Origin of the sequence: Mesobacillus stamsii, from assembly GCF_030814065.1 — a bacterium.
In the GTDB taxonomy this organism is placed as follows: Bacteria; Bacillota; Bacilli; order Bacillales; family Cytobacillaceae; genus Mesobacillus; species Mesobacillus stamsii.
On sequence record NZ_JAUSUN010000009.1, the window covers coordinates 115,835 to 137,512 of the forward strand.

The 21,678-nt window shown below is 42.6% G+C and carries 25 protein-coding genes; 23 read left to right on the forward strand and 2 right to left on the reverse strand.

Annotation, left to right across the window (positions count from 1 at the left end; translation table 11 throughout):
- The first annotated feature begins 70 nt into the window (after positions 1–70).
- From deoB to J2S25_RS09780, 13 genes are all read left to right on the forward strand, one after another.
- The gene (deoB, locus tag J2S25_RS09720; protein WP_307191772.1) at positions 71–1,252 is read left to right on the forward strand and encodes a phosphopentomutase; all 1,182 of its coding nucleotides are present in this window, start codon (positions 71–73) and stop codon (positions 1,250–1,252) included.
- A 12-nt stretch (positions 1,253–1,264) separates the two neighbouring features.
- Positions 1,265–2,089: a purine-nucleoside phosphorylase gene (locus tag J2S25_RS09725; RefSeq protein WP_044394356.1), complete on the forward strand. Its 825-nt coding sequence runs from the start codon at positions 1,265–1,267 to the stop codon at positions 2,087–2,089.
- Between the two features lie 38 nt (positions 2,090–2,127).
- The gene (locus J2S25_RS09730) at positions 2,128–3,432 is read left to right on the forward strand and encodes a pyrimidine-nucleoside phosphorylase (protein WP_307191773.1); all 1,305 of its coding nucleotides are present in this window, start codon (positions 2,128–2,130) and stop codon (positions 3,430–3,432) included.
- Between the two features lie 130 nt (positions 3,433–3,562).
- A complete protein-coding gene (locus J2S25_RS09735) occupies positions 3,563–4,735 on the forward strand; it encodes a D-alanyl-D-alanine carboxypeptidase family protein (RefSeq protein ID WP_044394385.1) in 1,173 nt (390 codons plus the stop codon).
- Between the two features lie 128 nt (positions 4,736–4,863).
- A complete protein-coding gene (gene spoIIAA / locus J2S25_RS09740) occupies positions 4,864–5,214 on the forward strand; it encodes an anti-sigma F factor antagonist (RefSeq protein ID WP_044394358.1) in 351 nt (116 codons plus the stop codon).
- A gap of 3 nt (positions 5,215–5,217) precedes the next feature.
- On the forward strand, positions 5,218–5,658 hold the full coding sequence (gene spoIIAB / locus J2S25_RS09745) for an anti-sigma F factor (protein ID WP_044394359.1): 441 nt from the start codon (positions 5,218–5,220) through the stop codon (positions 5,656–5,658).
- A 13-nt stretch (positions 5,659–5,671) separates the two neighbouring features.
- Positions 5,672–6,430, forward strand: a complete 759-nt coding sequence (gene sigF, locus J2S25_RS09750; RefSeq protein WP_044394361.1) for an RNA polymerase sporulation sigma factor SigF — start codon at positions 5,672–5,674, stop codon at positions 6,428–6,430.
- 814 nt (positions 6,431–7,244) lie between these two features.
- On the forward strand, positions 7,245–7,862 hold the full coding sequence (locus J2S25_RS09755; protein ID WP_044394386.1) for a stage V sporulation protein AA: 618 nt from the start codon (positions 7,245–7,247) through the stop codon (positions 7,860–7,862).
- Positions 7,852–8,274, forward strand: coding sequence for a stage V sporulation protein AB (locus J2S25_RS09760; protein ID WP_044394362.1), 423 nt, complete (start codon positions 7,852–7,854; stop codon positions 8,272–8,274). The genes J2S25_RS09755 and J2S25_RS09760 overlap by 11 nt, the downstream gene beginning before the upstream one ends.
- Positions 8,275–8,304: 30 nt before the next feature.
- Positions 8,305–8,883, forward strand: coding sequence for a stage V sporulation protein SpoVABEA (gene spoVAEA, locus J2S25_RS09765; protein ID WP_044394363.1), 579 nt, complete (start codon positions 8,305–8,307; stop codon positions 8,881–8,883).
- Entirely contained in the window at positions 8,867–10,345 is a 1,479-nt protein-coding gene (locus tag J2S25_RS09770; RefSeq protein WP_044394364.1) for a spore germination protein, read from the forward strand. The genes spoVAEA and J2S25_RS09770 overlap by 17 nt, the downstream gene beginning before the upstream one ends.
- A 162-nt stretch (positions 10,346–10,507) precedes the next feature.
- Positions 10,508–11,827 carry a diaminopimelate decarboxylase gene (gene lysA / locus J2S25_RS09775; protein ID WP_044394365.1) on the forward strand — a complete coding sequence of 440 codons (1,320 nt, stop codon included), beginning with the start codon at positions 10,508–10,510 and terminating at the stop codon, positions 11,825–11,827.
- Positions 11,828–12,214: 387 nt separating this feature from the next.
- On the forward strand, positions 12,215–12,592 hold the full coding sequence (locus J2S25_RS09780; RefSeq protein ID WP_044394367.1) for a GNAT family N-acetyltransferase: 378 nt from the start codon (positions 12,215–12,217) through the stop codon (positions 12,590–12,592).
- Positions 12,593–12,620: 28 nt separating this feature from the next.
- On the opposite strand, the gene J2S25_RS09785 is transcribed toward J2S25_RS09780, so the two are convergent.
- Both J2S25_RS09785 and J2S25_RS09790 read right to left on the reverse strand, forming a co-directional pair.
- Positions 12,621–13,145 carry a DUF309 domain-containing protein gene (locus J2S25_RS09785; RefSeq protein WP_044394368.1) on the reverse strand — a complete coding sequence of 175 codons (525 nt, stop codon included), beginning with the start codon at positions 13,143–13,145 and terminating at the stop codon, positions 12,621–12,623.
- A gap of 141 nt (positions 13,146–13,286) precedes the next feature.
- Positions 13,287–13,382, reverse strand: a complete 96-nt coding sequence (locus tag J2S25_RS09790; protein ID WP_084221836.1) for a YjcZ family sporulation protein — start codon at positions 13,380–13,382, stop codon at positions 13,287–13,289.
- Positions 13,383–13,571: 189 nt separating this feature from the next.
- Between J2S25_RS09790 and J2S25_RS09795 the strand changes: the two genes are divergently transcribed.
- The 10 genes from J2S25_RS09795 to resB all read left to right on the forward strand — a co-directional run bounded on the left by J2S25_RS09795 (position 13,572) and on the right by resB (position 21,667).
- A complete protein-coding gene (locus tag J2S25_RS09795; protein WP_044394369.1) occupies positions 13,572–14,315 on the forward strand; it encodes a segregation/condensation protein A in 744 nt (247 codons plus the stop codon).
- Positions 14,316–14,319: 4 nt separating this feature from the next.
- Entirely contained in the window at positions 14,320–14,913 is a 594-nt protein-coding gene (gene scpB, locus J2S25_RS09800) for an SMC-Scp complex subunit ScpB (RefSeq protein WP_044394370.1), read from the forward strand.
- A 128-nt stretch (positions 14,914–15,041) separates the two neighbouring features.
- Positions 15,042–15,476 (forward strand): hypothetical protein, encoded by a 435-nt coding sequence (locus J2S25_RS09805; RefSeq protein WP_044394371.1) that lies wholly within the window; start codon positions 15,042–15,044, stop codon positions 15,474–15,476.
- A 68-nt stretch (positions 15,477–15,544) separates the two neighbouring features.
- On the forward strand, positions 15,545–16,033 hold the full coding sequence (locus tag J2S25_RS09810; protein WP_044394372.1) for a YpuI family protein: 489 nt from the start codon (positions 15,545–15,547) through the stop codon (positions 16,031–16,033).
- A gap of 149 nt (positions 16,034–16,182) precedes the next feature.
- Entirely contained in the window at positions 16,183–17,322 is a 1,140-nt protein-coding gene (locus tag J2S25_RS09815; RefSeq protein ID WP_044394373.1) for a D-alanyl-D-alanine carboxypeptidase family protein, read from the forward strand.
- On the forward strand, positions 17,315–17,902 hold the full coding sequence (locus tag J2S25_RS09820; protein WP_044394374.1) for a nucleoside recognition domain-containing protein: 588 nt from the start codon (positions 17,315–17,317) through the stop codon (positions 17,900–17,902). The genes J2S25_RS09815 and J2S25_RS09820 overlap by 8 nt, the downstream gene beginning before the upstream one ends.
- Before the next feature lie 6 nt (positions 17,903–17,908).
- Positions 17,909–18,442 (forward strand): spore maturation protein, encoded by a 534-nt coding sequence (locus tag J2S25_RS09825; RefSeq protein WP_044394375.1) that lies wholly within the window; start codon positions 17,909–17,911, stop codon positions 18,440–18,442.
- Positions 18,443–18,704: 262 nt separating this feature from the next.
- Positions 18,705–19,430 (forward strand): 23S rRNA pseudouridine(2605) synthase RluB, encoded by a 726-nt coding sequence (gene rluB, locus J2S25_RS09830; RefSeq protein ID WP_307191774.1) that lies wholly within the window; start codon positions 18,705–18,707, stop codon positions 19,428–19,430.
- A gap of 63 nt (positions 19,431–19,493) precedes the next feature.
- Positions 19,494–20,015, forward strand: coding sequence for a thiol-disulfide oxidoreductase ResA (gene resA, locus J2S25_RS09835; protein ID WP_044394377.1), 522 nt, complete (start codon positions 19,494–19,496; stop codon positions 20,013–20,015).
- A gap of 26 nt (positions 20,016–20,041) precedes the next feature.
- Positions 20,042–21,667: a cytochrome c biogenesis protein ResB gene (gene resB / locus J2S25_RS09840; RefSeq protein ID WP_307191775.1), complete on the forward strand. Its 1,626-nt coding sequence runs from the start codon at positions 20,042–20,044 to the stop codon at positions 21,665–21,667.
- The last annotated feature ends 11 nt before the right edge of the window (positions 21,668–21,678 follow it).

The following is a 21,678-nucleotide window of genomic DNA, read 5'->3' on the forward strand; positions in this document are numbered from 1 at the left end:
GTTATCAAGAGTAAAGAAGGGTAATATAAAACTGCAAGAACCCATTCCTACTTTGTAAGGAGGAGAAAGGATGTCAAATACATACAAAAGAGTGTTTTTAATTGTGATGGATTCAGTTGGGATTGGAGAGGCACCGGACGCTGAAAAGTTCGGTGACAAAGGTTCCCACACACTTGGACATATAGGTGAAAAAATGAACGGACTGAACATGCCGAATATGGGCAAGCTCGGACTTAGCAATATCGAAGAGATCAAAGGGATCAGCCGTGCTACCAAACCAATGGCGTACTATACAAAGATGCAAGAGGCGTCAAACGGCAAAGATACGATGACAGGACACTGGGAGATCATGGGTCTGAACATTCAAACCCCTTTTCAGGTTTTTCCCGATGGATTTCCTGAGCAATTAATTGCTGAACTGGAATCTCGTACTGAAAGAAAGATCATCGGCAACAAGCCGGCAAGCGGGACGGAAATTCTTGTTGAACTTGGCGAGGAACATATGAAAACAGGCGCTTTGATTGTCTATACGTCAGCAGACTCCGTATTGCAGATTGCTGCTCACGAACAAATCGTTCCGATCAAAGAGTTGTATGATATTTGCAAGATCGCCAGGGAACTGACACTTGATGAAAAATATATGGTCGGCAGAGTCATCGCAAGACCCTTCCTCGGCCAGCCAGGTGATTTCAAACGTACTTCCAACCGACATGACTACGCGCTTAAACCGTTTGGCAGAACGGTCATGAATGAATTAAAGGACGCTGGCTTTGACGTGCTGGCCATTGGGAAAATAGCTGATATTTATGATGGGGAAGGGGTAACAGACTCTCTGCGTACCGTGTCGAATATGGATGGAATGGATAAGCTGATCCAGACTTTGGACAAGGATTTCACTGGACTGAGTTTCCTGAACCTCGTTGATTTCGATGCACTGTTCGGGCATCGGCGCGACCCTCTAGGATACGGGAAAGCGCTGGAAGAATACGATGCACGACTGCCAGAAGTATTTGAAAAATTAACCGAAGATGACCTGCTCATCATTACCGCAGATCATGGGAATGACCCTGTTCACCACGGAACGGACCACACACGCGAATATGTGCCACTCCTCGTTTATTCAAAGGGGATGCAAGTAGGAAAAGAACTGCCGATCCGTAAGACATTTGCAGACATTGGCGCAACTATTGCAGAAAACTTTCATGTAAAATTGCCAGAGCACGGCACTAGCTTCCTGAAGGAATTGAACTAAGGAGGAAAATGGATGGACTATCGTCAAATTCAAACAGCAGCATCTTATATCAATGATAAAATAACTCAGCAGCCTAGTATTGGATTGATTCTCGGGTCAGGTCTTGGAGTTTTGGCTGATGACATTTTGAACCCAGTCAAGATTCCTTACAGCGAAATCCCGGGTTTTCCAGTTTCAACTGTGGAAGGCCATGCAGGACAATTAGTTTGTGGGCAGCTTGGCGGAATGGAAGTCATTGCGATGCAGGGCCGCTTCCATTATTATGAAGGCTACAGCATGGAAAAGATTACTTTTCCAGTGCGTGTCATGAAAGAACTGGGGATGGAGAAGCTTCTTGTTACGAACGCAGCTGGAGGAGTGAATGAATCCTTCGAACCAGGGGATTTGATGATTATTACTGATCATATCAACAATATGGGCACAAACCCGTTGATCGGACCGAATGATTTACGATTTGGCGTACGCTTTCCGGATATGAGCGAAGCCTACTCTAAAAATTTACAAGCTGTTGCAAAAGAAGTTGCTCGGAAGAATAATCTTCCAATCAAAGAAGGCGTATATTTTGGTAACCCTGGACCTGTCTATGAAACACCTGCTGAAGTAAGAATGATTCGGACGCTTGGCGGGGACGCCGTTGGAATGTCTACCGTTCCGGAAGTCATTGTCGCAAATCATTCGGGACTGGAAGTACTGGGGATTTCTTGTATTTCAAATATGGCAGCAGGCATCCTTGATCAGCCATTAAGCCATGATGAAGTAATGGAAACAACGGAAAAAGTGAAGACTAGCTTCCTGTTGCTTGTACATGAAATTATAAAAACAGTCGGGCAAAAATAATACATTTCTCCGGCAAATGATGATAAGTGGTGATAAAGATGAGAATGGTCGATGTAATCGAAAAAAAACGGAACGGACTTGCATTATCAACGGAAGAAATCCAATTTTTCATTGACGGCTATACAGACGGCAGTATTCCTGACTATCAGGTAAGCGCGTTGACGATGGCGATTTTCTTTCAAGGAATGACCGAAAAAGAACGAGCAGACTTGACGATGGCAATGGTGAAGTCGGGAGATCAGATTGATCTTTCTGCCATCGAAGGAGTGAAAGTCGATAAGCACTCTACAGGTGGAGTTGGTGATACAACGACGCTTGTACTAGGTCCATTGGTTGCAGCATTAGGTGTGCCGGTTGCCAAAATGTCAGGGAGAGGGCTCGGACATACAGGCGGGACCATTGATAAGCTGGAAGCAGTGCAAGGATTTCATGTCGAAATAGACAATGAAGAATTCATCCATCTTGTTAATCAAAATAAGATTGCGATCATCGGACAAAGCGGCAATCTTACGCCTGCTGATAAAAAGCTTTATTCATTGCGTGATGTAACTGCGACAGTCGACAGCATCCCGTTGATTGCAAGCTCCATTATGAGCAAGAAAATCGCCGCAGGAGCTGATGCGATTGTTCTTGATGTTAAGACTGGAGCAGGCGCGTTCATGAAAACCCTGGACGATTCACGTGAACTGGCAAAAGCAATGGTTAATATCGGAAACAATGTTGGCCGTAGGACGATGGCTGTCATTTCTGATATGAGTCAGCCGCTTGGTTTTGCCATCGGGAATGCGCTGGAGGTAAAAGAAGCAATCGATACAATGAAGGGCGAGGGACCTAAAGATTTAACAGAGCTTTGCCTTACGCTTGGAAGCCATATGGTTTACCTTGCTGGAAAGGCTGAGTCTCTTGAAGACGCACGAAGCAAGCTGGAAGAAGTTATCAGAAATGGTACAGCGCTTGAAACCTTCAAAGTATTCCTGGCATCGCAGGGTGGGGATGCATCTGTCGTCGACCAACCGGAAAAACTGCCGCAGGCAAAGTATCAGTTTGAACTGGAAGCCAAAGCGGCAGGCTATGTATCCGAAATTGTCGCTGATGAAGTAGGAACTGCTGCCATGCTTCTTGGAGCAGGAAGGGCAACGAAGGAATCGGTAATTGATCTGGCAGTAGGGCTTGTGCTAAAAAAGAAAATTGGCGACAAGGTAGAAAAAGGAGAATCCCTTCTCACCATCTACAGCAACAGTGAAGAGGTGAAACAAGTCAAAGAAAAGCTGTATGAAAGCATAAAAATCACAAGCGGATATGTAGCGCCACCAATTCTTGTTCATGAGGAAATAACAGAGTAAAAAAGCGGAGAGGAAACTCTCCGCTTTTTTCTATGCAAAAATTTCGGGTTTTATCTTCCAAGCTTGTATAAAAGAGGATGGCTTGGATAAAAATAGACCATATAAAGATAGGAGGGTTATGGCCATGAATTTGAAAAAGCTTACGAGTTTCCTGCTTGTTTTTATGATCGGCATTGCGTTTATATCCCCAAAAGGATATGCGAATGAAGGAGACCAAGGACTGGCGAACAATGCTAGTTCCGCTATTTTAATTGAGCGTGATACCGGACAAGTCTTGTTTGATAAGAATAGTCATGAAAAGCTACCGCCAGCCAGCATGACAAAAATCATGACAATGCTATTAATCATGGAAGCACTGGATGAAGGAAGACTGAAAATGGACGAAAAAGTCCGGGCAAGCGAATACGCTGCTTCCATGGGAGGCTCACAAATCTTCCTGGAACCAGGAGAAGAAATGACAGTGGAGCAATTGCTAAAAGGGATCGCCATCGGTTCAGGAAACGATGCCGCGGTCGCGATGGCTGAGCGCATCGGGGGGACGGAAGAGGCATTCGTGAAAATGATGAATGAGAAGGTCAAGGAACTTGGCTTGAAAGATACTTTTTTTAAAAATACAACGGGTTTGCCTGTTGATGGCCACTATAGCTCTTCCTATGATATGGCGATGATGGCAAAAGAACTGCTAAAGTACGAAAAAATCACCAAGTATACTGGTGCGTATGAAGATTATCTTCGTGAGGATACAGATAAGAAATTTTGGCTGGTCAACACCAATAAGCTTGTTCGTTTTTACCCGGGGGTGGATGGCTTGAAAACCGGCTTCACTAATGAAGCGAAATATTGTCTGACAGCAACCGCACAAAAGGATGGCATGCGTGCGATTGCAGTCGTGTTCGGAGCCCCGACCTCCAAGGCAAGGAATGCCCAAGTGACCAAAATGCTCGACTATGCATTCAGCCAGTATCAAACACATCCAATGTTCAAGAAAGATCACCCGCTAGGGAAAGCGGTAATTAGCAAAGGGGACAAAAAGACAGTTAACGCGGTCACATCTGAGAGTGTATCCCTTCTTACCAAAAAAGGAGCTGACATTAAGGACGTCAAACAGCAGATCACACTGAACAAAAGTCTGAAAGCTCCTGTCGAAAAAGGTGACAAAGTTGGAACCTTGAAGCTTGTGAAAAATGGTGAAACCGTAGCGGAAACCTCGCTTGTAGCGGATACCAAAGTAAAAGAAGCAAGCTGGTGGACCCTGTATAAGCGTTCATTCGGAATGTTCACCAGGGCGGGAAGCGAAAAATAATGGCAGTGTCGAAAAGGCTAATATTCCAACTAGTTTTAGCGAATGGCCACTAGTTTTGTTCGGAAGAAGGAATTGACTGAATCAATGGAGAAATTGACTCACTATACCAGATAAGGAGGCTTTGGATAGTGAGTCTTAACATTGATATGAAAGTGAAGCAGGATGTCTTACTAATTCGGATTAGTGGTGAATTGGATCATCACACCGCAGACGAGCTTCGCGAGCAGGCAACAAAAGCCATTGAGAACGAAGGAATCCGCCATATTGTCATGAACCTCGAACATCTCACCTTTATGGATAGTTCGGGACTGGGTGTAATCTTGGGAAGATATAAACAAATTAAACAGCTTCATGGAGAAATGGTTGTTTGCGCAATCTCGCCGCCAATCAAACGGTTATTTGATATGTCGGGTTTATTCAAGATCATCCGTCTTGATCCGACGGAAGAATTTGCATTAGAGAGATTGGGGGTTGCATGATCCATGAAGAATGAAATGAATTTGTATTTTAGTGCGTTAAGTCAAAACGAATCCTTTGCCCGCGTAACCGTCGCGGCCTTCATTGCGCAGCTGGATCCGACAATGGACGAATTGACAGAAATCAAGACAGTCGTATCTGAAGCGGTAACAAATGCGATCATCCATGGATATGAGAGTGATCCAGACGGAAAGGTATTTATTTCTGTATTACTCAAGGATAGTTCGATCGAAATGCTGATAAAAGATGAAGGAATAGGAATTACCGATATCGATGAAGCCATGCAGCCACTTTATACATCAAAGCCAGAGCTGGAACGGTCAGGTATGGGCTTTACGATAATGGAAAATTTTATGGATGAAGTACAAGTGAGATCAGAGCCCGGCTTTGGGACAGAGATTCGTTTGAAAAAGCACCTGTCAAAGAGCAAAGCACTGTGCAATTAAGGGAGTTTTGCCGATGGATGTGGAGGTAAAAAAAGACAATAGCCAAACCTATCTTAAGGACAACGAAGTCAAGGAACTGATTTTGAGAAGCCAGCAAGGAGACCAGGCTGCAAGGGATTTGATTGTCCAGAAGAACATGCGACTCGTCTGGTCCGTCGTCCAGCGTTTTCTCAACAGAGGGTATGAGCCAGATGATCTGTTTCAAATTGGCAGTATTGGCCTCTTAAAGTCAGTTGATAAATTTGACCTGTCGTACGACGTAAAATTTTCAACCTATGCAGTTCCAATGATCATTGGTGAAATTCAGCGTTTCATCAGAGATGACGGGTCCGTAAAGGTAAGCAGGTCGCTTAAAGAGACCGGCAATAAAATCAGGAAGGCAAAAGACGAGCTTTCCAAAACATTTGGCAGGGTTCCTACCGTTAATGAAATCGCCGATTATCTCGAATTATCACCAGAAGATGTAGTCATGGCCCAGGAGGCAAGCCGAAGTCCCGCTTCCATCCATGAAACTGTCTATGAAAATGACGGCGATCCCATTACTCTGCTCGACCAGATCGATAATGGGGAAGAAGGCCGCTGGTTCGATAAAATTGCGTTAAAAGAGGCTATAAACGAACTGGAAGAACGGGAAAAGCTAATTGTATATTTGCGGTATTATAAAGATCAAACTCAGTCAGAAGTCGCAGTCCGGCTAGGTATCTCTCAAGTCCAAGTTTCACGGCTCGAAAAAAAAATACTGCAGCAAATGAAAGGCCGTATGGATCTTTGAATCCATATGGCTTTTTGTTTTTTCTGTAATCCACATTTAATTTCCTTGATTTGGACGGATTGGTGACCAAAAACAGAGAATCTTAGAGAAAGAGGTCACCAATGCAGCCGATTGGTGACCTAAAACACCGTAATTTGGAAAAAGAGGTCACCAATAGAGCTGATTGGTGCCTTGAAACACCAGTAACTGGGAAAACAGTACACCAATAGAGCTGATTGAAGCACTAAAACACCAGTAACTGGTAATTCGAGTCACCAATAACCCCGATTGGAGCACTGAAACACCAGTAACTGGGAAAACAGTACACCAATAGAGCTGATTGGAGCACTAAAACACCAGTAACTGGGAAAACAGTACACCAATAAAGGCGATTGGTGCACTAAAACACCAGTAACTGGGAAAACAGTACACCAATAAAGGCAATTGGTGCATTAAAACACCAATAACTGGTAATTCGAGTCACCAATAACCCCGATTGGAGCACTAAAACACCAGTAACTGGGAAAACAGTACACCAATAGAGCTGATTGGATCACTAAAACACCAGTAACTGGGAAAACAGTACACCAATACCCCGATTGGAGCACCGAAACACTAGTAACTGGAAAAGTGAGTCACCAATAACCCCAATTGGTACACCGAAAAACCATATTTCGGAAAAAGTATCACCAACAATCCAGGCAAATGCCTCAACTAAAATAAAAATCCCCGATCTATCAAGCACCCCAGCTTAACCAATTATTGGACATCATGAAAAGCGCCCGGCAATACATACTAAATATACGAGGAAATCAATGTGTTGGAAGTGATTCTGATGGAAAAAACGATTTATATCCGCATGCGGAATCGTGTGCAGGTCAAGCCAGAGGAAATCCTTTTATTAAAGGATATTGCTCAGATCATAGCCAGCGAAACTATCTATCAAGACCTTACAGTGCTTGAAGTAAAAAGGGTCTCGCCTAAGGATCATATCCATATTATTGATGTCATGAAGGTCATTCATTTCATTACAGCAATCTATCCAGATTATGAAGTTCAAGCTATTGGGCCCGCCCAAACAATTATTGAAGTGATTTACAAGAAGAAAGGGATGTCGATCCCGTTTTTCATCCTGGTTTGGATTTTGCTATTTTTCGGAGCAGCCTTAACGATCATGAATTTCCACGAAGATGTCAGCATGCAAACGGTGCATAAGAGGCTCTATTTTATCATGACGGGGAAAGAAGTCGAGAAGCCGCTATTATTCCAAATTCCTTATTCCATCGGCATTGGTGTTGGCATGATTCTGTTTTTTAACCATGTTTTTAAAAAGCGCCTCAATGAAGAGCCAAGTCCGCTCGAGGTTGAAATGTTTAATTATCAGCAATCGCTTGATCAATATGTCATTTTGTATGAAAACAAGGAAAGTGTGAAACATATTGATGACGATTAACATCTTGTTCATTATCATGATTGGTCTTGCTAGCGGGCTTGCAGTTGGCGCGGGTTTTGTTGCTTTCTTATCCGTTCTTGGAGTAATTCCAAGGCTAACGCAGTTGACAAAGACGATGAAGCTGATCGCCTGGTATGAATGGGCCGTAGTTTTTGGTGCCTTGCTAGGAACAGCAGGTAGTTTAAGGGACCCTGAATTACACTTATCTCCTTATGTTACCATCCCGCTTGGACTTACTGGGGGCATATTTGTCGGGATGATGGCCGCTGCGTTAACAGAGGTACTGAACGTGCTGCCGATTCTCGCAAAAAGGGTTCGTGTCGATGATAAGCTCGAGACGCTGTTAATGGCTATTGTGCTCGGGAAAGTATTCGGTTCATTGTTTCACTGGATATACTTTGTTGGACGATAAAAAAAGAGGTACGAGAAAGGACGGCAAATAATGGCCGAAAAAAGGAAGGTTATTCTCATTACAGATGGTGATGATTATGCACGGCGAGCTGTTGAGCAAGTAGCTGCCGATATTGACGGACGATGCATCTCTCTGTCACAAGGAAATCCATCCGTCCTTTCTGGCCCTCACCTCGTAAAGTTAATCAAAAAAGCCGTCAAGGACCCAGTACTGGTCATGTTTGATGATAGCGGCTATCTCGGAGAAGGAGCAGGAGAAAAGGCGCTTAAATATGTAGCAGAGCATGAGGACATCCAGGTGCTCGGTGTTCTCGCAGTAGCCTCGAAAACACATATGGAGGAATGGAGCCGAGTGGATTTCTGCATCGATCGGGATGGGGAACTCACTCCCTTTGGGGTCGATAAACATGGACTTCCGGAATTGGAAATGGGCAGGATTAATGGAGATACAGTCTATTGTCTGGACAAGCTCACAGTCCCTTTGATCATCGGCATAGGCGATATCGGCAAAATGGCCAGGCGTGATCATTATAAAATAGGTTCCCCTATCACAAAGAAAGCAGTGGAAATCATCCTAGAAAGGAGCGGATTCTATGCCAAAGAAAAATGACAAGCACCCAATCCCGCTTTCGTTGGACGAAGCTGAACGATATATGAAAGAAAGGGTTGGACTCGGGACTAGCTTTGATCTGGGTGTCCGGAAGTTGAAGATTTTAAAAAGGAATGTTCACTTATACTATGTTAACGGATTGTGTGATACTAACTTTATTGTACAAATGCTTGAAGAGTTAGTGGATATTAATGACAATGAGAGGCTTTCTTCCCATTTACAGGCAATAGTTGAAAACAGAATTACCAATCAATCTGTTGAAAAAATCAAAACAATGGATGAACTCGTCGATCAGGTCCTTACCGGTCTTATTGTAATTATCGTTGAAGGGGAAGCAACCGGATTGGTCGTGGATGTCAGAAGTTATCCGGGTAGACAGCCACAAGAACCAGATACAGAAAAGGTAGTTCGCGGGTCGCGTGATGGTTTTGTTGAAAATATCATCGTTAATACGGCGTTAACCCGACGAAGGATCAGAGATGAAAACCTTCGTTTCGAGATGATGAAGATTGGCGAAAGGTCTAAGGCGGATGTTGCCTTGGGATATATTAAAGATATTGCCAATCCGGGAATGATTGATGCGATTAAAAAAGAACTAAATACGATTAAAATCGATGGGATTACGATGGCTGATAAAACAATTGAAGAATTCCTTGTAAAGCAAGGCTATAATCCTTATCCGCTCGTCAGGTATACAGAAAGAGCCGATGTCGCCGCTACCCATTTGCTCGAAGGACATATTCTTATTTATGTCGACACTTCCCCAAGTGTCATCATCACGCCAACAACTTATTTTCATCATCTTCAACATGCCGAAGAGTACCGACAATCACCGGCAGTCGGTACAATGGTACGATGGGTGAGATTCCTGGGCGTCCTTCTCTCGATTCTCCTTTTGCCATTATGGTATCTATTCGTCCAGAATCCTGACTTGCTGCCAAAAGAAATATCTTTCATTGGACCTAATGAAGATTCCAATATACCAGTCTTCCTGCAGATCATGATGGCGGATATCGGCATTGAATTTCTGAGAATGGCTGCCATCCATACGCCGACACCACTTTCTACAGCAATGGGTTTAATCGCTGCCGTCCTGATTGGACAGATTGCCATTGATGTCGGTATGTTTGTACCCGAAGTAATCCTTTATGTAGCTGTAGCTTCAATAGGTACTTATGCCACACCTAGTTATGAACTGAGTGTTGCGAACAAGATAGGACGAGTATTCCTGCTGATCGTCACAGCCATATTCCATGTTCCAGGTTTTATGATAGGCACAACAGTTTGGCTCTTATTTTTAGCCCATATAAAATCGTTGAACACTCCTTACTTGTGGCCATTTATCCCTTTCCATCCAATGGCTTTTATGCAAATAATGATCAGAAGGGCCGTTCCTGGCTCAAAAATCCGTCCTAGTATTGTTCATGCGAGAAATCGCTACAAACAGCCTACGAACTCTTGACTGGACGATTGCGCGTTGCCGTTAATTATGATAAAGTGTTTTTAATTTACGAAAGAAATAAAGGGAAAAACAAATAGACAGTTCATCAACTGAGCTGTCTTTTTGGTACTAAAGGAATGAAAAGCGTTTAGGATCAATTTCGGCATGAGATGAGGAGATAAAATGCAATTTCATGGAACGGCAAAAACGAACAAACTGGGACATTTGGAGATTGGCGGTGTGGATACAGTTCAATTGGCTGAAAAATATGGAACTCCGCTTTATATTTATGATGTAGCTTTGATCAGAGATCGCGCAAGAGCTTTTAAAAGAACTTTTGAGAATGCGGGCATAACAGCACAAGTAGCATATGCGAGCAAAGCTTTTTCAACAGTGGCGATGGTGCAATTGGCTGCAGAAGAACATCTCTCTCTTGATGTCGTTTCAGGCGGGGAATTGTATACTGCGCTAACAGCTGGATTTCCGATGGAGAAAATTCATTTTCATGGAAATAATAAAAGCTATGAAGAGCTGGTCATGGCGATCGAGCACAATATTGGCTGCATAGTGGTCGACAATTTTTATGAGCTTGAGATGCTGAAGGAAGTTTGTAAGGAAAAGAACAAGACTACCAAAATTTTATTACGAGTGACACCAGGAATAGAAGCACATACTCACGACTATATTTTAACAGGCCAGGAAGATTCTAAATTCGGCTTTGATTTACAGAATGGACAGGCTGACGAGGCGATGCGCCTTGCTCTTGAAGCAAACCTGATGGAGGTGCTTGGATTGCATTGCCATATAGGTTCCCAAATATTTGAAACAACAGGATTCATTCTTGCTACTCAAAAAATCTTCGAAAAGTTGCAGCAATGGAAAAAAGATATGTCTTTCGAATCCACTGTCTTAAATCTTGGCGGTGGATTTGGGATCCGGTATACGGATGAAGATGACCCGATTCCAGCAGCACAATATGTAGAAGAAATCATTGCCGAGGTGAAAAAGCAGGCTTCCCTTTATTCAATGAAGCTGCCGGAAATCTGGATTGAGCCAGGACGCTCCCTTGTTGGAGATGCTGGAACCACCCTTTACCGAATAGGCTCAAGCAAAGATATTCCGAATGTTCGCAAGTATGTCGCGATCGATGGCGGAATGAGTGACAATATTCGTCCGGCATTGTATCAAGCCAAATACGAGGCTGTGCTTGCAAATAGAGTGCTGGACCAACCTGAGGAGACAGTTTCCATTGCCGGAAAATGCTGTGAATCAGGGGATATGCTCATCTGGGATCTTCCGCTTCCAAAGTCTGGTAGTCAAGATGTTTTAGCTGTTTTTTGTACGGGAGCATATGGCTATTCCATGTCAAACAATTATAACCGAATCCCAAGACCTGCAGTCGTATTTCTCGAGGATTCAAAAGAGACCCTTATTGTCCGCCGCGAAACATATGAGGATATGGTAAAATTAGATCTTCCGCTTAAAGAAAAGGTCAAAAGCTAAAAAAGCTGCATTTCGCAGCTTTTTTAGCTTTCCATTAGCTGTTTTAGAAAGAAACAGATTGGAGGTTCTAGATGAAAAAAAATAACTGGCTGTTATTTCTGTTGATTCTATTATTATCTATTGGCTGGGGAGCCTATTACTGGTTTTTTATTGTGCCAGGGCAATAGGTGAGAAAAAATTTGAAGTATCGGCACAGATTATGTATGATTATATCAGTTCAAGTTAGATAAGAACCAAAAAATGCCGAAAAACATATGATATCAACATGGGAAAAACCATTTGAATATACAGTGCTTGCCCACGAGGGGCGAAGGTTTAAAACTGTTGGAAAATGGAAAAAATAGAGTGATATCATTTATTACTGTCAAACCACAATGAGGGATATGTATGTTAATTCGCTATAAAAAGGCATTTGAAAAGATTGCGATGGGCTTGTTATCTTTCATGCCAAATGAGAAGGATTTAAAAAAATTGCAGCAGACGATGAAGAATTATGAAACAGAGGAGTCGTGGCAGCTGTTCTTATGGAAGGAAGGCGAAGACATCATCGGGCTTTTAGGTGTTCATTTCGCTGAGGATAAAAGGATGCAGCTTCAACACATTTCGGTGAACCCATCTCATCGACACCAAGGAATTGGAAGACGCATGGTCAATGCTTTGCAGGAGATGTTCCCAGAATGGACAACAATCGCCAATGATGAAACAGCATCTTTTTTTGAAAAATGCAGCAAGGAAGATCATAGTATTGGAGGCAGTGGATGCTAAATCCCTGCCTTTTCTTTTTTTAGAGACATTACCTGTTCTTTCTTGCTTCTAAAGCCATTATTCGTTCGGATATTATTTCGCTTCGATCCCTTGCTGAATGCCTGTGGATCAAGTCGAGATTGTCCATTTCGCTAGTTTTTCCCCAGGTGAAGCCATTTTGTTTGCATTCTTCAAGGCAAAGTTTTTTCAGTTCGGCGTCAATTATCGGCAATTGGAAACTAGTATATGGTATCTTGTTGAGTATCCTATTTTTTCTTTTCCCGAGAGTTACGTTCAATCGTTCAGGATCGATTCCTAACAGGCGGATAGCCGTCCTGTCTGCAGAAAAAATTTCCATTGCCTTATTTAAAGTTCTTAATGCCCCTGAAAAGTTTTTCCGGCGATGGTGATAAGTGGATACAGCCAGCAATATCAATGCAACCCAGATCGATCTTTTATTGTTGGTGTCTGTAGCTTTCCAATATTCCTCCAAAATTTCATGGCATTCAAAGTAATCCCTGTCGCCATGGAAATGGACGAGATATTGTATATAGGATGCTGGATACTTAGTCATGAAATCCCCCCAATCATTAACAATAGCTTAGCATAATTCTCCCTGTTCGTAGCATCAAAAAGCAATGAAGGTAGGAAAACGCCCGGCAACTGCCGGACGTTCCCTGGGATGTTCAAAAGGCGCTTGCGCTTTTTGTTCTTCTTATAACCAAGCTGCTCCGACGATGATCAGCAATATGAAAAGCACGACAATTAAAGCAAATCCCGCTCCGTAGCCATAGCCTTTACCTTCAGACATGTAAAATACCTCCTAATAGTGAAATAGCCTACTATACATTTTTAGCGTATGCAGCATCAAAGAAAATGGTTTGGGCGTTTGAGGATTTCTTCCTGTAGTTTCTCTAACTTTAGGATGGATAACAGGTGGTGAATCTACTATACTTATAAAATGATGGGCAGTTCAAATTAGGGATATTGGTGAGAAATGATGCAATATAACGTAAAAATAGAGGCCTTTGAAGGTCCGTTGGATTTACTTCTGCACTTGATCCAAACTTTGGAAATTGATATTTACGATATCCCGGTAGCAGAAATCATAGAACAATATATGAGGTATATTCATGCGATGAAGGAATTGCAGTTGGATGTCGCGAGTGAGTATCTGGTAATGGCAGCAACGCTTTTAGCAATCAAAAGCAAAATGCTGCTTCCAAATCATGAAGAGGAACTGGACGAGGAATTTGAATTCGGTGAGGAAGAAGATCCTCGAAACGAGCTTGTCGAGAAATTGATTGAATATAAAAAGTTCAAAGAGGCTGCCAGTGAGTTAAAGTCGCTTGAAGAGGAAAGAGGACTCATGTATACGAAACCTCCATGTGATCTATCTGAGTATGCTAAGGATAGCAGGAACGAAAACGTCGATCTTGAGGTCTCTTTGTATGATATGTTAAGTGCTTTTCAAAAGCTATTAAGGAGGAAAAAGCTTCAAAGACCGATGTCCACCAAGATCATGCGGCAGGAAATAACGATTGAAAAAAGAATGATCGAGATTTTGGCATTTTTGAAAGAAAATGGAACGAAGAAAAAATTCAATGAGTTATTCCCTGAACCCGATCGGGAGCATATTGTCGTTACCTTCCTGGCAATCCTTGAGTTGATCAAACGAAGAGAAATCGATGTGGAGCAGGAGCAAAACTTTGCTGAAATTTATATGACAGCCAGAAAGGAGTAATGCATTGGAAATTGAAAAGTGGAAGGGAATACTGGAGAGTCTGTTGTTTGCTGCTGGAGATGAAGGCTTAAGCCTAAAGCAAATTACTTCTGTGCTGGAGATCGAGGAAATCCAGGCCAATACAATCCTTGCCGAAATGCAGCGTGACTATGACCAGGATGAACATCGCGGTATTACTATTGTCCAACTCGCAGGAGTATATCAGCTTGCAACAAAGAAAGAACATGCTGAATATCTCAAAAAGTTAGTTGAATCACCAGGTACCGCACATTTATCCCAGGCAGCGCTAGAAACTCTAGCGATTGTTGCCTATAAACAGCCGATTACTCGCACCGAAATTGAAGAAATTCGCGGAGTGAAAACCGAGAGGCCGCTTCATACGCTTTCTTCCCGCGCCCTGATCAAGGAAATTGGAAGAGCAGAAGGAACCGGACGTGCCTTTTTGTATGGCACAACAAAGGAATTCCTCGATTACTTCGGTTTGAAAAACATAAACGAGCTTCCGCCTCTGCCAGAAAGTATGGAAGAAGATGATTTGCAGGAGGATGCCGATCTGTTTTTCGAGAAAATCCAGGAAACAATGAAGATAGATGAATAGTATGTGCACAAAGTTTAGAAATTATGATAAAATCGAAATAATCATTCAGAAAGTGCAAACTGATCAGCCATTTATACGATTCTTGCTACATAAGGATGTAAGAATGAATGTCCGACGGGAGGTTAACCATGCTTATAAAGCAATGTGTTGGTTATGAGCTAGAAAAGGAACAATCGAACACTTCAGAGGATTTTTTCAACCGCAGCGAAGTCACCTTTGTAGAAGAAGGAAGAGAAAAAACTTTATACGTATTGTATGTAAGGTATTTCGATGAGCTGGTTGGAAGCATTCCTCCATTCACTGAAAACCCAGTTTTTAAAGCCAGTACGAAGGAAATATATATGAAGGATCTGGTGGCACTGGCAGCACTTTTGAAGAATCCGGAGTACAGACACCGTAAAAGGGTATATATTAGTGAACAAAAATCGTTCGCAAATCTTTTCAAAGGCCTTGATTTCAGTAAAATCCCTGGAATATATGAGGGCATTGAGCAAAAAGGCTCATATGAGGTTCGTTCTCCACTAGATTTTATTATCCAGCCGGTGCATAAAAATGAAGTGTAATGAGAATTCTTGGGACGTCATTACCTTACCTATAAAAGATGCGGTAAAAAAACAATGGGGGTGTCATTTTGAGCAATACAATCGTAAAAACGCAAATTGAAGACGTAAGTAAGTTCTTGACCACCACGGTCGTTACGCTCGAGAGCTTTCTAAACGGAACGACTTTAGAGGGGTTACACCAAGAACAGCCGGCAGAGGAGGAATACTATAAAACCATCCTCTCCAGTCTCCGAAAGCTTGCGGTTTATTGTGAAGAAGGGCTAGATGCCTGCAAGGTAATCCTGCAAGCCGAAGTTTTTTCCAAACCAGCAGCAGAAAAGACATTATACAGGATCTATTATCAGTGCATCGAAGAATTCTTTTCTCCAAAAAACGATGCCTGGTATGAAGATAGTCGATCCGCTTATACCGGCAAGAATGCCATCAAGTTCAGGGAGCCAGTCGCACCTGTGCTAAGCAACTTGCTCATCAGCCTGGAAAGCGGCTTCCAGGGAATCCGAGAAGAACTAGAATACTATGAAACAGATTACCGGACAAAAATGCTTCAATCAAGATAATACCCCTCAAAGGAACAGCCAACCCAGCTGTTCCTTTTTTATTTCCCAGATGTGGCAGAGTATGGGCTACACACGGTAAAACAGATGTCATAACATACCTTGTCCTGCATAAACTTGTACAAACTGCTAAAGGAGACGAGGGTCAATCAATGAAAAGGATTTGGGTGAAACTAGTAGTGATCGTCACTTTGTTGATCTGCAGCATTCCCGGAACAGTCCAGGCCTCTGTTTCCGTAAGTGCCCAGAGTGCTATTTTAGTGGAACAGGAATCAGGAAGAGTCTTATTCGAAAAAGATGCTCACAAGGTGAGCAGGATTGCCAGTATTACAAAAATCATGACAGCAATTCTGGCGATCGAATCTGGGAAACTAGATGAAATGGTGAAAGTAAGTGATCAGGCAGTTCAGACGGAGGGATCGTCGATTTATTTAAAACCTGGTGAAAAAATCAGACTGGAAGACCTTGTGTATGGGCTGATGCTTAGATCAGGGAATGACGCGGCAGTCGCAATTGCGGAACATGTGGGAGGCAGCGTCGATGGGTTCGTATACATGATGAATGAGAAAGCACAGCAACTCGGGATGATTGATACTCATTTTGCCAATCCGCATGGTCTCGATGATCATGAAAACCATGTATCAACTGCTTATGATATGGCATTATTGACGCGTTATGCGATGAACAATGAAACATACAAGAAGATCACGGCAACAAAGGTTCACAGGGCTCCTAATCCAACAGAAACCTGGGATAGGGTATGGGAAAATAAGAACAGGCTCCTTACAGAAAAATACAAATATAGTACCGGAGGGAAAACTGGTTACACAAAAAGGGCGAATAGGACGCTAGTATCTACTGCAAAAAAGGGCGATTTCGCAATGATCGCCGTCACACTCAATGCCCCCGACGATTGGAACGACCATATTCAGATGTTTGAAACGACATATTCCGATTATGATATCGCAGAAATTCTTTCGAAAGGAAAAGTGGATGGAGTCAAGGACTCTGCCTTTAAAAATAAAGTTTATTTGGACCATTCCTTTGTTTATCCGTTAACTTCAGAAGAAGAAAAGCTAGTGAGGATAGAATATCAATTAAAAAAACCAGGACAGTCAAACCGCGCTTTGCCGAGTCAGCAGATTGTCGGCCGGGCTAATGTTTACCTTAAAGATAAACAGATTGGCAGTTTGCCAGTGTATTACCAAAGGGCAGAAAAAGAGAACAAGTCTTTTTTTGATTTTTTTAAAGATATTTTCACCTTAATAGCCGGGGTCAAAGACCATGGTTAACTATATTTGGGCGGCAATGATTTTAATCGGTTTTGGATTTGCGATGATCAATGGCACAATGACAGAGGTGAACGAAGCGGTCTTTTCAGGGGCAAAGGAGGCGGTAACGATCAGCATTGGCTTGATCAGCATCCTTGTTTTCTGGTTAGGAATGATGAGGATCGCGGAGGATGCAGGATTATTGTCTAAACTCTCCAGCTTATTTAAGCCTTTCATCTCCAAGCTGTTTCCAGAAGTGCCTTCCAGTCATCCTGCCATGGGTTATATTTTGTCAAACATGATCGCAAACATGTTTGGACTTGGGAATGCAGCAACACCTCTAGGAATCAAAGCAATGGAAGAACTGAAAGACTTGAATGGAGGAAAAAACGAAGTCAGTCGTTCCATGATCACCTTCCTCGCGATAAATACCGCAAGTATCACGTTCATCCCGACAACAGTTATTTCTATCAGGATGAATTATCATTCCGAAAATCCAACTGAAATCGTTGGGCCGACCCTTGTGGCAACCGCAGTTTCAGCAGTTGCAGCGGTGCTGATTGATAAATTTTTTCACTATAGACGAAGCAAAAAGGGGTAAATTAAAATGGAAATTGTTTCTGCGATATCACTATGGTTCATTCCTGTCTTGATCGCTTTTATTCTGATGTATGGAACGTATAAAAAAGTTCCAACGTATGAAAGTTTTACGGAAGGCGGTAAAGAAGGGATCAAATTGGCTGTGTCGCTCATGCCGTTTCTTGTAGGGATGATGGTTGCCATTGCCGTCTTTAGGGCATCGGGGGCACTTGATGTCCTGGTGAATTGGATTCGTCCAAGCTTGGAGATTGTGGGGATTCCCGCGGAAATTGTCCCGCTTGCTTTGATCAGGCCGATATCGGGGACAGCTGCACTGGGAATTACGAGCGACCTGATCAGTGTCCATGGACCGGACTCGTTTATTGGTACCCTTGCTTCCACGCTACAGGGAAGTACGGACACGACCTTTTATGTCCTTACCGTTTATTTCGGGGCAGTCGGAATCAAAAAGATGGGCGATGCACTCAAAGTCGGCTTGCTAGCGGACGCAGTAGCAATTGTAACAGCGATCATTGTTGTCACCTTAATGTTCCCGAAATGAACAATACTTGACTAAACAAGGACGGTGTTTCACTAGATGTTCATCACGACCGAGAAAAAGAAGAAGCTGCCGTTTTAAAGGCAGCTTCTTCTTTTTTAAAGAGTTGAAGAAAACGAATGTTAAAGATTAATAAATTTTATTGATTTATTTTATGCTTTTTATACCATTGCTTACTTTGAAATAAGAGAAAGTTATGTCATAATTCATAAGGATAGAAAGTTGAATACTAAAGGTAATTGATCTTAATTAGGAGTGACCTTTCATGGAACGACTGCAAAAAGTGATTGCACACGCAGGGATAGCATCGAGAAGAAAAGCAGAGGAAATGATCCTCGAAGGCAGGGTTAAGGTGAATGGCAACGTAGTCAAAGAACTCGGCCGCAAGGTGACTTCCTCTGATCAAGTCGAAGTGGATGGAGTAAAGATTGAAGGAGAAGAACCGGTATATTTCTTGTTCTATAAACCTCGCGGAGTTATTTCGAGTGTCGAGGATGACAAAGGGCGAAAAGTGGTGACCGACTTTTTCCGGAAAGTTGAACAGCGGATATATCCTGTTGGTAGGCTGGATTATGATACATCAGGCTTACTTTTGTTGACGAACGACGGAGAGTTTGCCAATTTGCTTATGCATCCGAGCAATGAAATAGACAAGGTTTATGTTGCAAAGGTGAAAGGAATTCCGTCTCGAGAAAAGTTGATAAGCCTGGCACGAGGCGTAATGCTAGAAGATGGCAAAACGGCTCCGGCAAAAACTAAGTTGCTGAATGTTGATAAAAGGAAAGATACAGCAATAGTCGAAATTACGATTCATGAGGGAAGAAATAGGCAGGTCAGACGAATGTTCGAGGCAATTGGCCATCCTGTTTTGAAACTAAAACGTGAAAAGTATGGATTTCTTACTTTGAATGGTCTAAGAACGGGAGAAATAAGAGAGCTTACCCATCATGAAGTAAAACAGCTTCGTGTTTTGGCAATGAAAAAGTCATGACTTTTCAACATAAAAATAGGTAGAATGTTATAATAAAGGAGAAAAACATGGGGGGATAGGGGAATGAAGAAAAAACGACTTATCACTCGGACAATCATTCTCGTCGTAATGGCTTTGGCTGTCGGATATACATTATATGCAAACATGAATAAGGATAAGAATAATAAAATCGTCGTTGGAGAACCTGCTCCAGATTTTGTCCTTGTTGATATGGAAGGCAATAAGCATAGGCTGTCAGAATATAAGGGACAAGGGGTGTTCCTGAACTTCTGGGCAACCTGGTGCAAACCTTGCGAAAGGGAAATGCCTTATATTGAAAATCAGTACCAGCAGTTCAAGGATCAGGGGGTACAGGTGCTGGCGATTGATTCCGGTGAAACAGACCTGGTTGTCAACAGATTTATCGATCGAAAAGGACTGAATTTTCCTGTGATGATTGACGATGGAGCAGTCCAGTCAACATACGGAATCAATCCGCTGCCGATTACTTTTCTGATTGACAAAGAAGGCAATGTAGTGAGAATTCATACCGGGGAATTAACGGAAGAAACAGTCCGTGCATTCATGGAACAGATTAAACCTTAAAGTAAGGGGAACAGGGAGTTTTTAGCATGAAAGAAGTAAAATGTGAGTGCGGCCATGTCAATCCGCAGGGAACGATCCTTTGTGAGTCTTGCGGAAGATTGCTGGAGGACAACGAGAAAGAAAAGCAGCTTATTGACATGCGCTATGAGGGAAGTGCCCGTCGTTCACAAACGTATAACAAGACGATAATTGACAAGATATGGAATTTCTTTTCCTCTGTGAAAGTGGGGATATCGCTGATCATTATCCTCTTGATCGCATCTTCACTAGGAACAATTTTTCCACAGGAAATGTACATTCCGCCGCTTTTGCCAGCATCAGAATACTATGGCGAAAAGTATGGCTGGCTGGGAAAACTATATTATGATCTTGGATTCCATAATCTATACAGTTCCTGGTGGTATTTAATCCTAATTGCGGCTCTTGGCATTTCACTTGTTATTGCCAGTCTGGACAGAGTTGTCCCATTATATAGATCCCTTAAAAACCAACGAGTAAAAAGACATGAGAGTTTCTTGAAACGTCAGCGGATGTTCCATGTGTCAGATGCTGAATTGCCCGAGGAAGCATCGGCGAAAATCAAAGCCAAGTTAGCAAAAAAGAGATACAAACTGCGAGAGGAAGATGGGGATCTCCTTGCAGAAAAAAACCGTTTCTCCAGATGGGGTCCCTATGTTAACCACCTTGGCCTGATCATTTTTTTAATAGGCGGCATGCTTCGCTTCGTTCCGGGAATGTATGTAGATGAAATTCTTTGGTTGAGGGATGGCGAGACGAAATCGATTCCTGGTACGGAAGGCCGCTATTATTTGAAAAACAATCAATTTATTTTCGAAGTATATGATAAGGATAAGGATGAAAAAGTCTTTAAGGATGCTATTAGTAAGGTTGGCACCGTCGTGAAAAACTATCAGACGAATGCGACTCTTTACGAACGGCAGGGGGACATAATTCCTGGTGAAACTCCAAAACTTGAAAAGGTACGCGATCAGTCCATCCAGGTTAATAAACCTTTGAAAATAGATGGTTACGCCTTATATCAAGTCGATTATAAGCTTGGGGAAATGAGCAAAATGGCATTCAAGCTGGAGAATAAACAGACAAAAGAGCAATTTGGCGATCTTGTAGTAGATTTATACGATCCCAAAATGAGTTATGACTTAGGAAAAGGGTACAAAGTGGAAGTAATGAGCTATTTCCCGGACTTTGAGTTTAATGAAGACGGAGAGCCTGCGACGAAATCACGTGTTCCCAATAATCCTGCCTTCATTTTCAACATGATCACTCCCGATAAGCCCGATGGCGAAGTTAGTTTCGTCGCAATTAGGCAGAATCTTGAGCCTTTGGGAGAAAATGATTACAAAATGACCTTCGCAGGAATCGAAACAAAGAATGTGACAGCACTGACTGTCAGAAAAGACTATACACTATGGATAATCGGGCTTGGAGGACTGATCTTCATGATCGGTGTCGTCCAGGGTGCGTACTGGAACCATCGCCGCCTATGGATAAGAAGAATAAATGGCCAGATTTGGACAGCTGCGCACACAAATAAAAATTGGTATGGTCTGAAGAGAGAGCTAGATGAAGTCTTTGCTGATTCGGGAATCGATGCACCAAAGGACCAGGAAGCCGAAGACAAAAAGGAGTAGGAGGGAATACA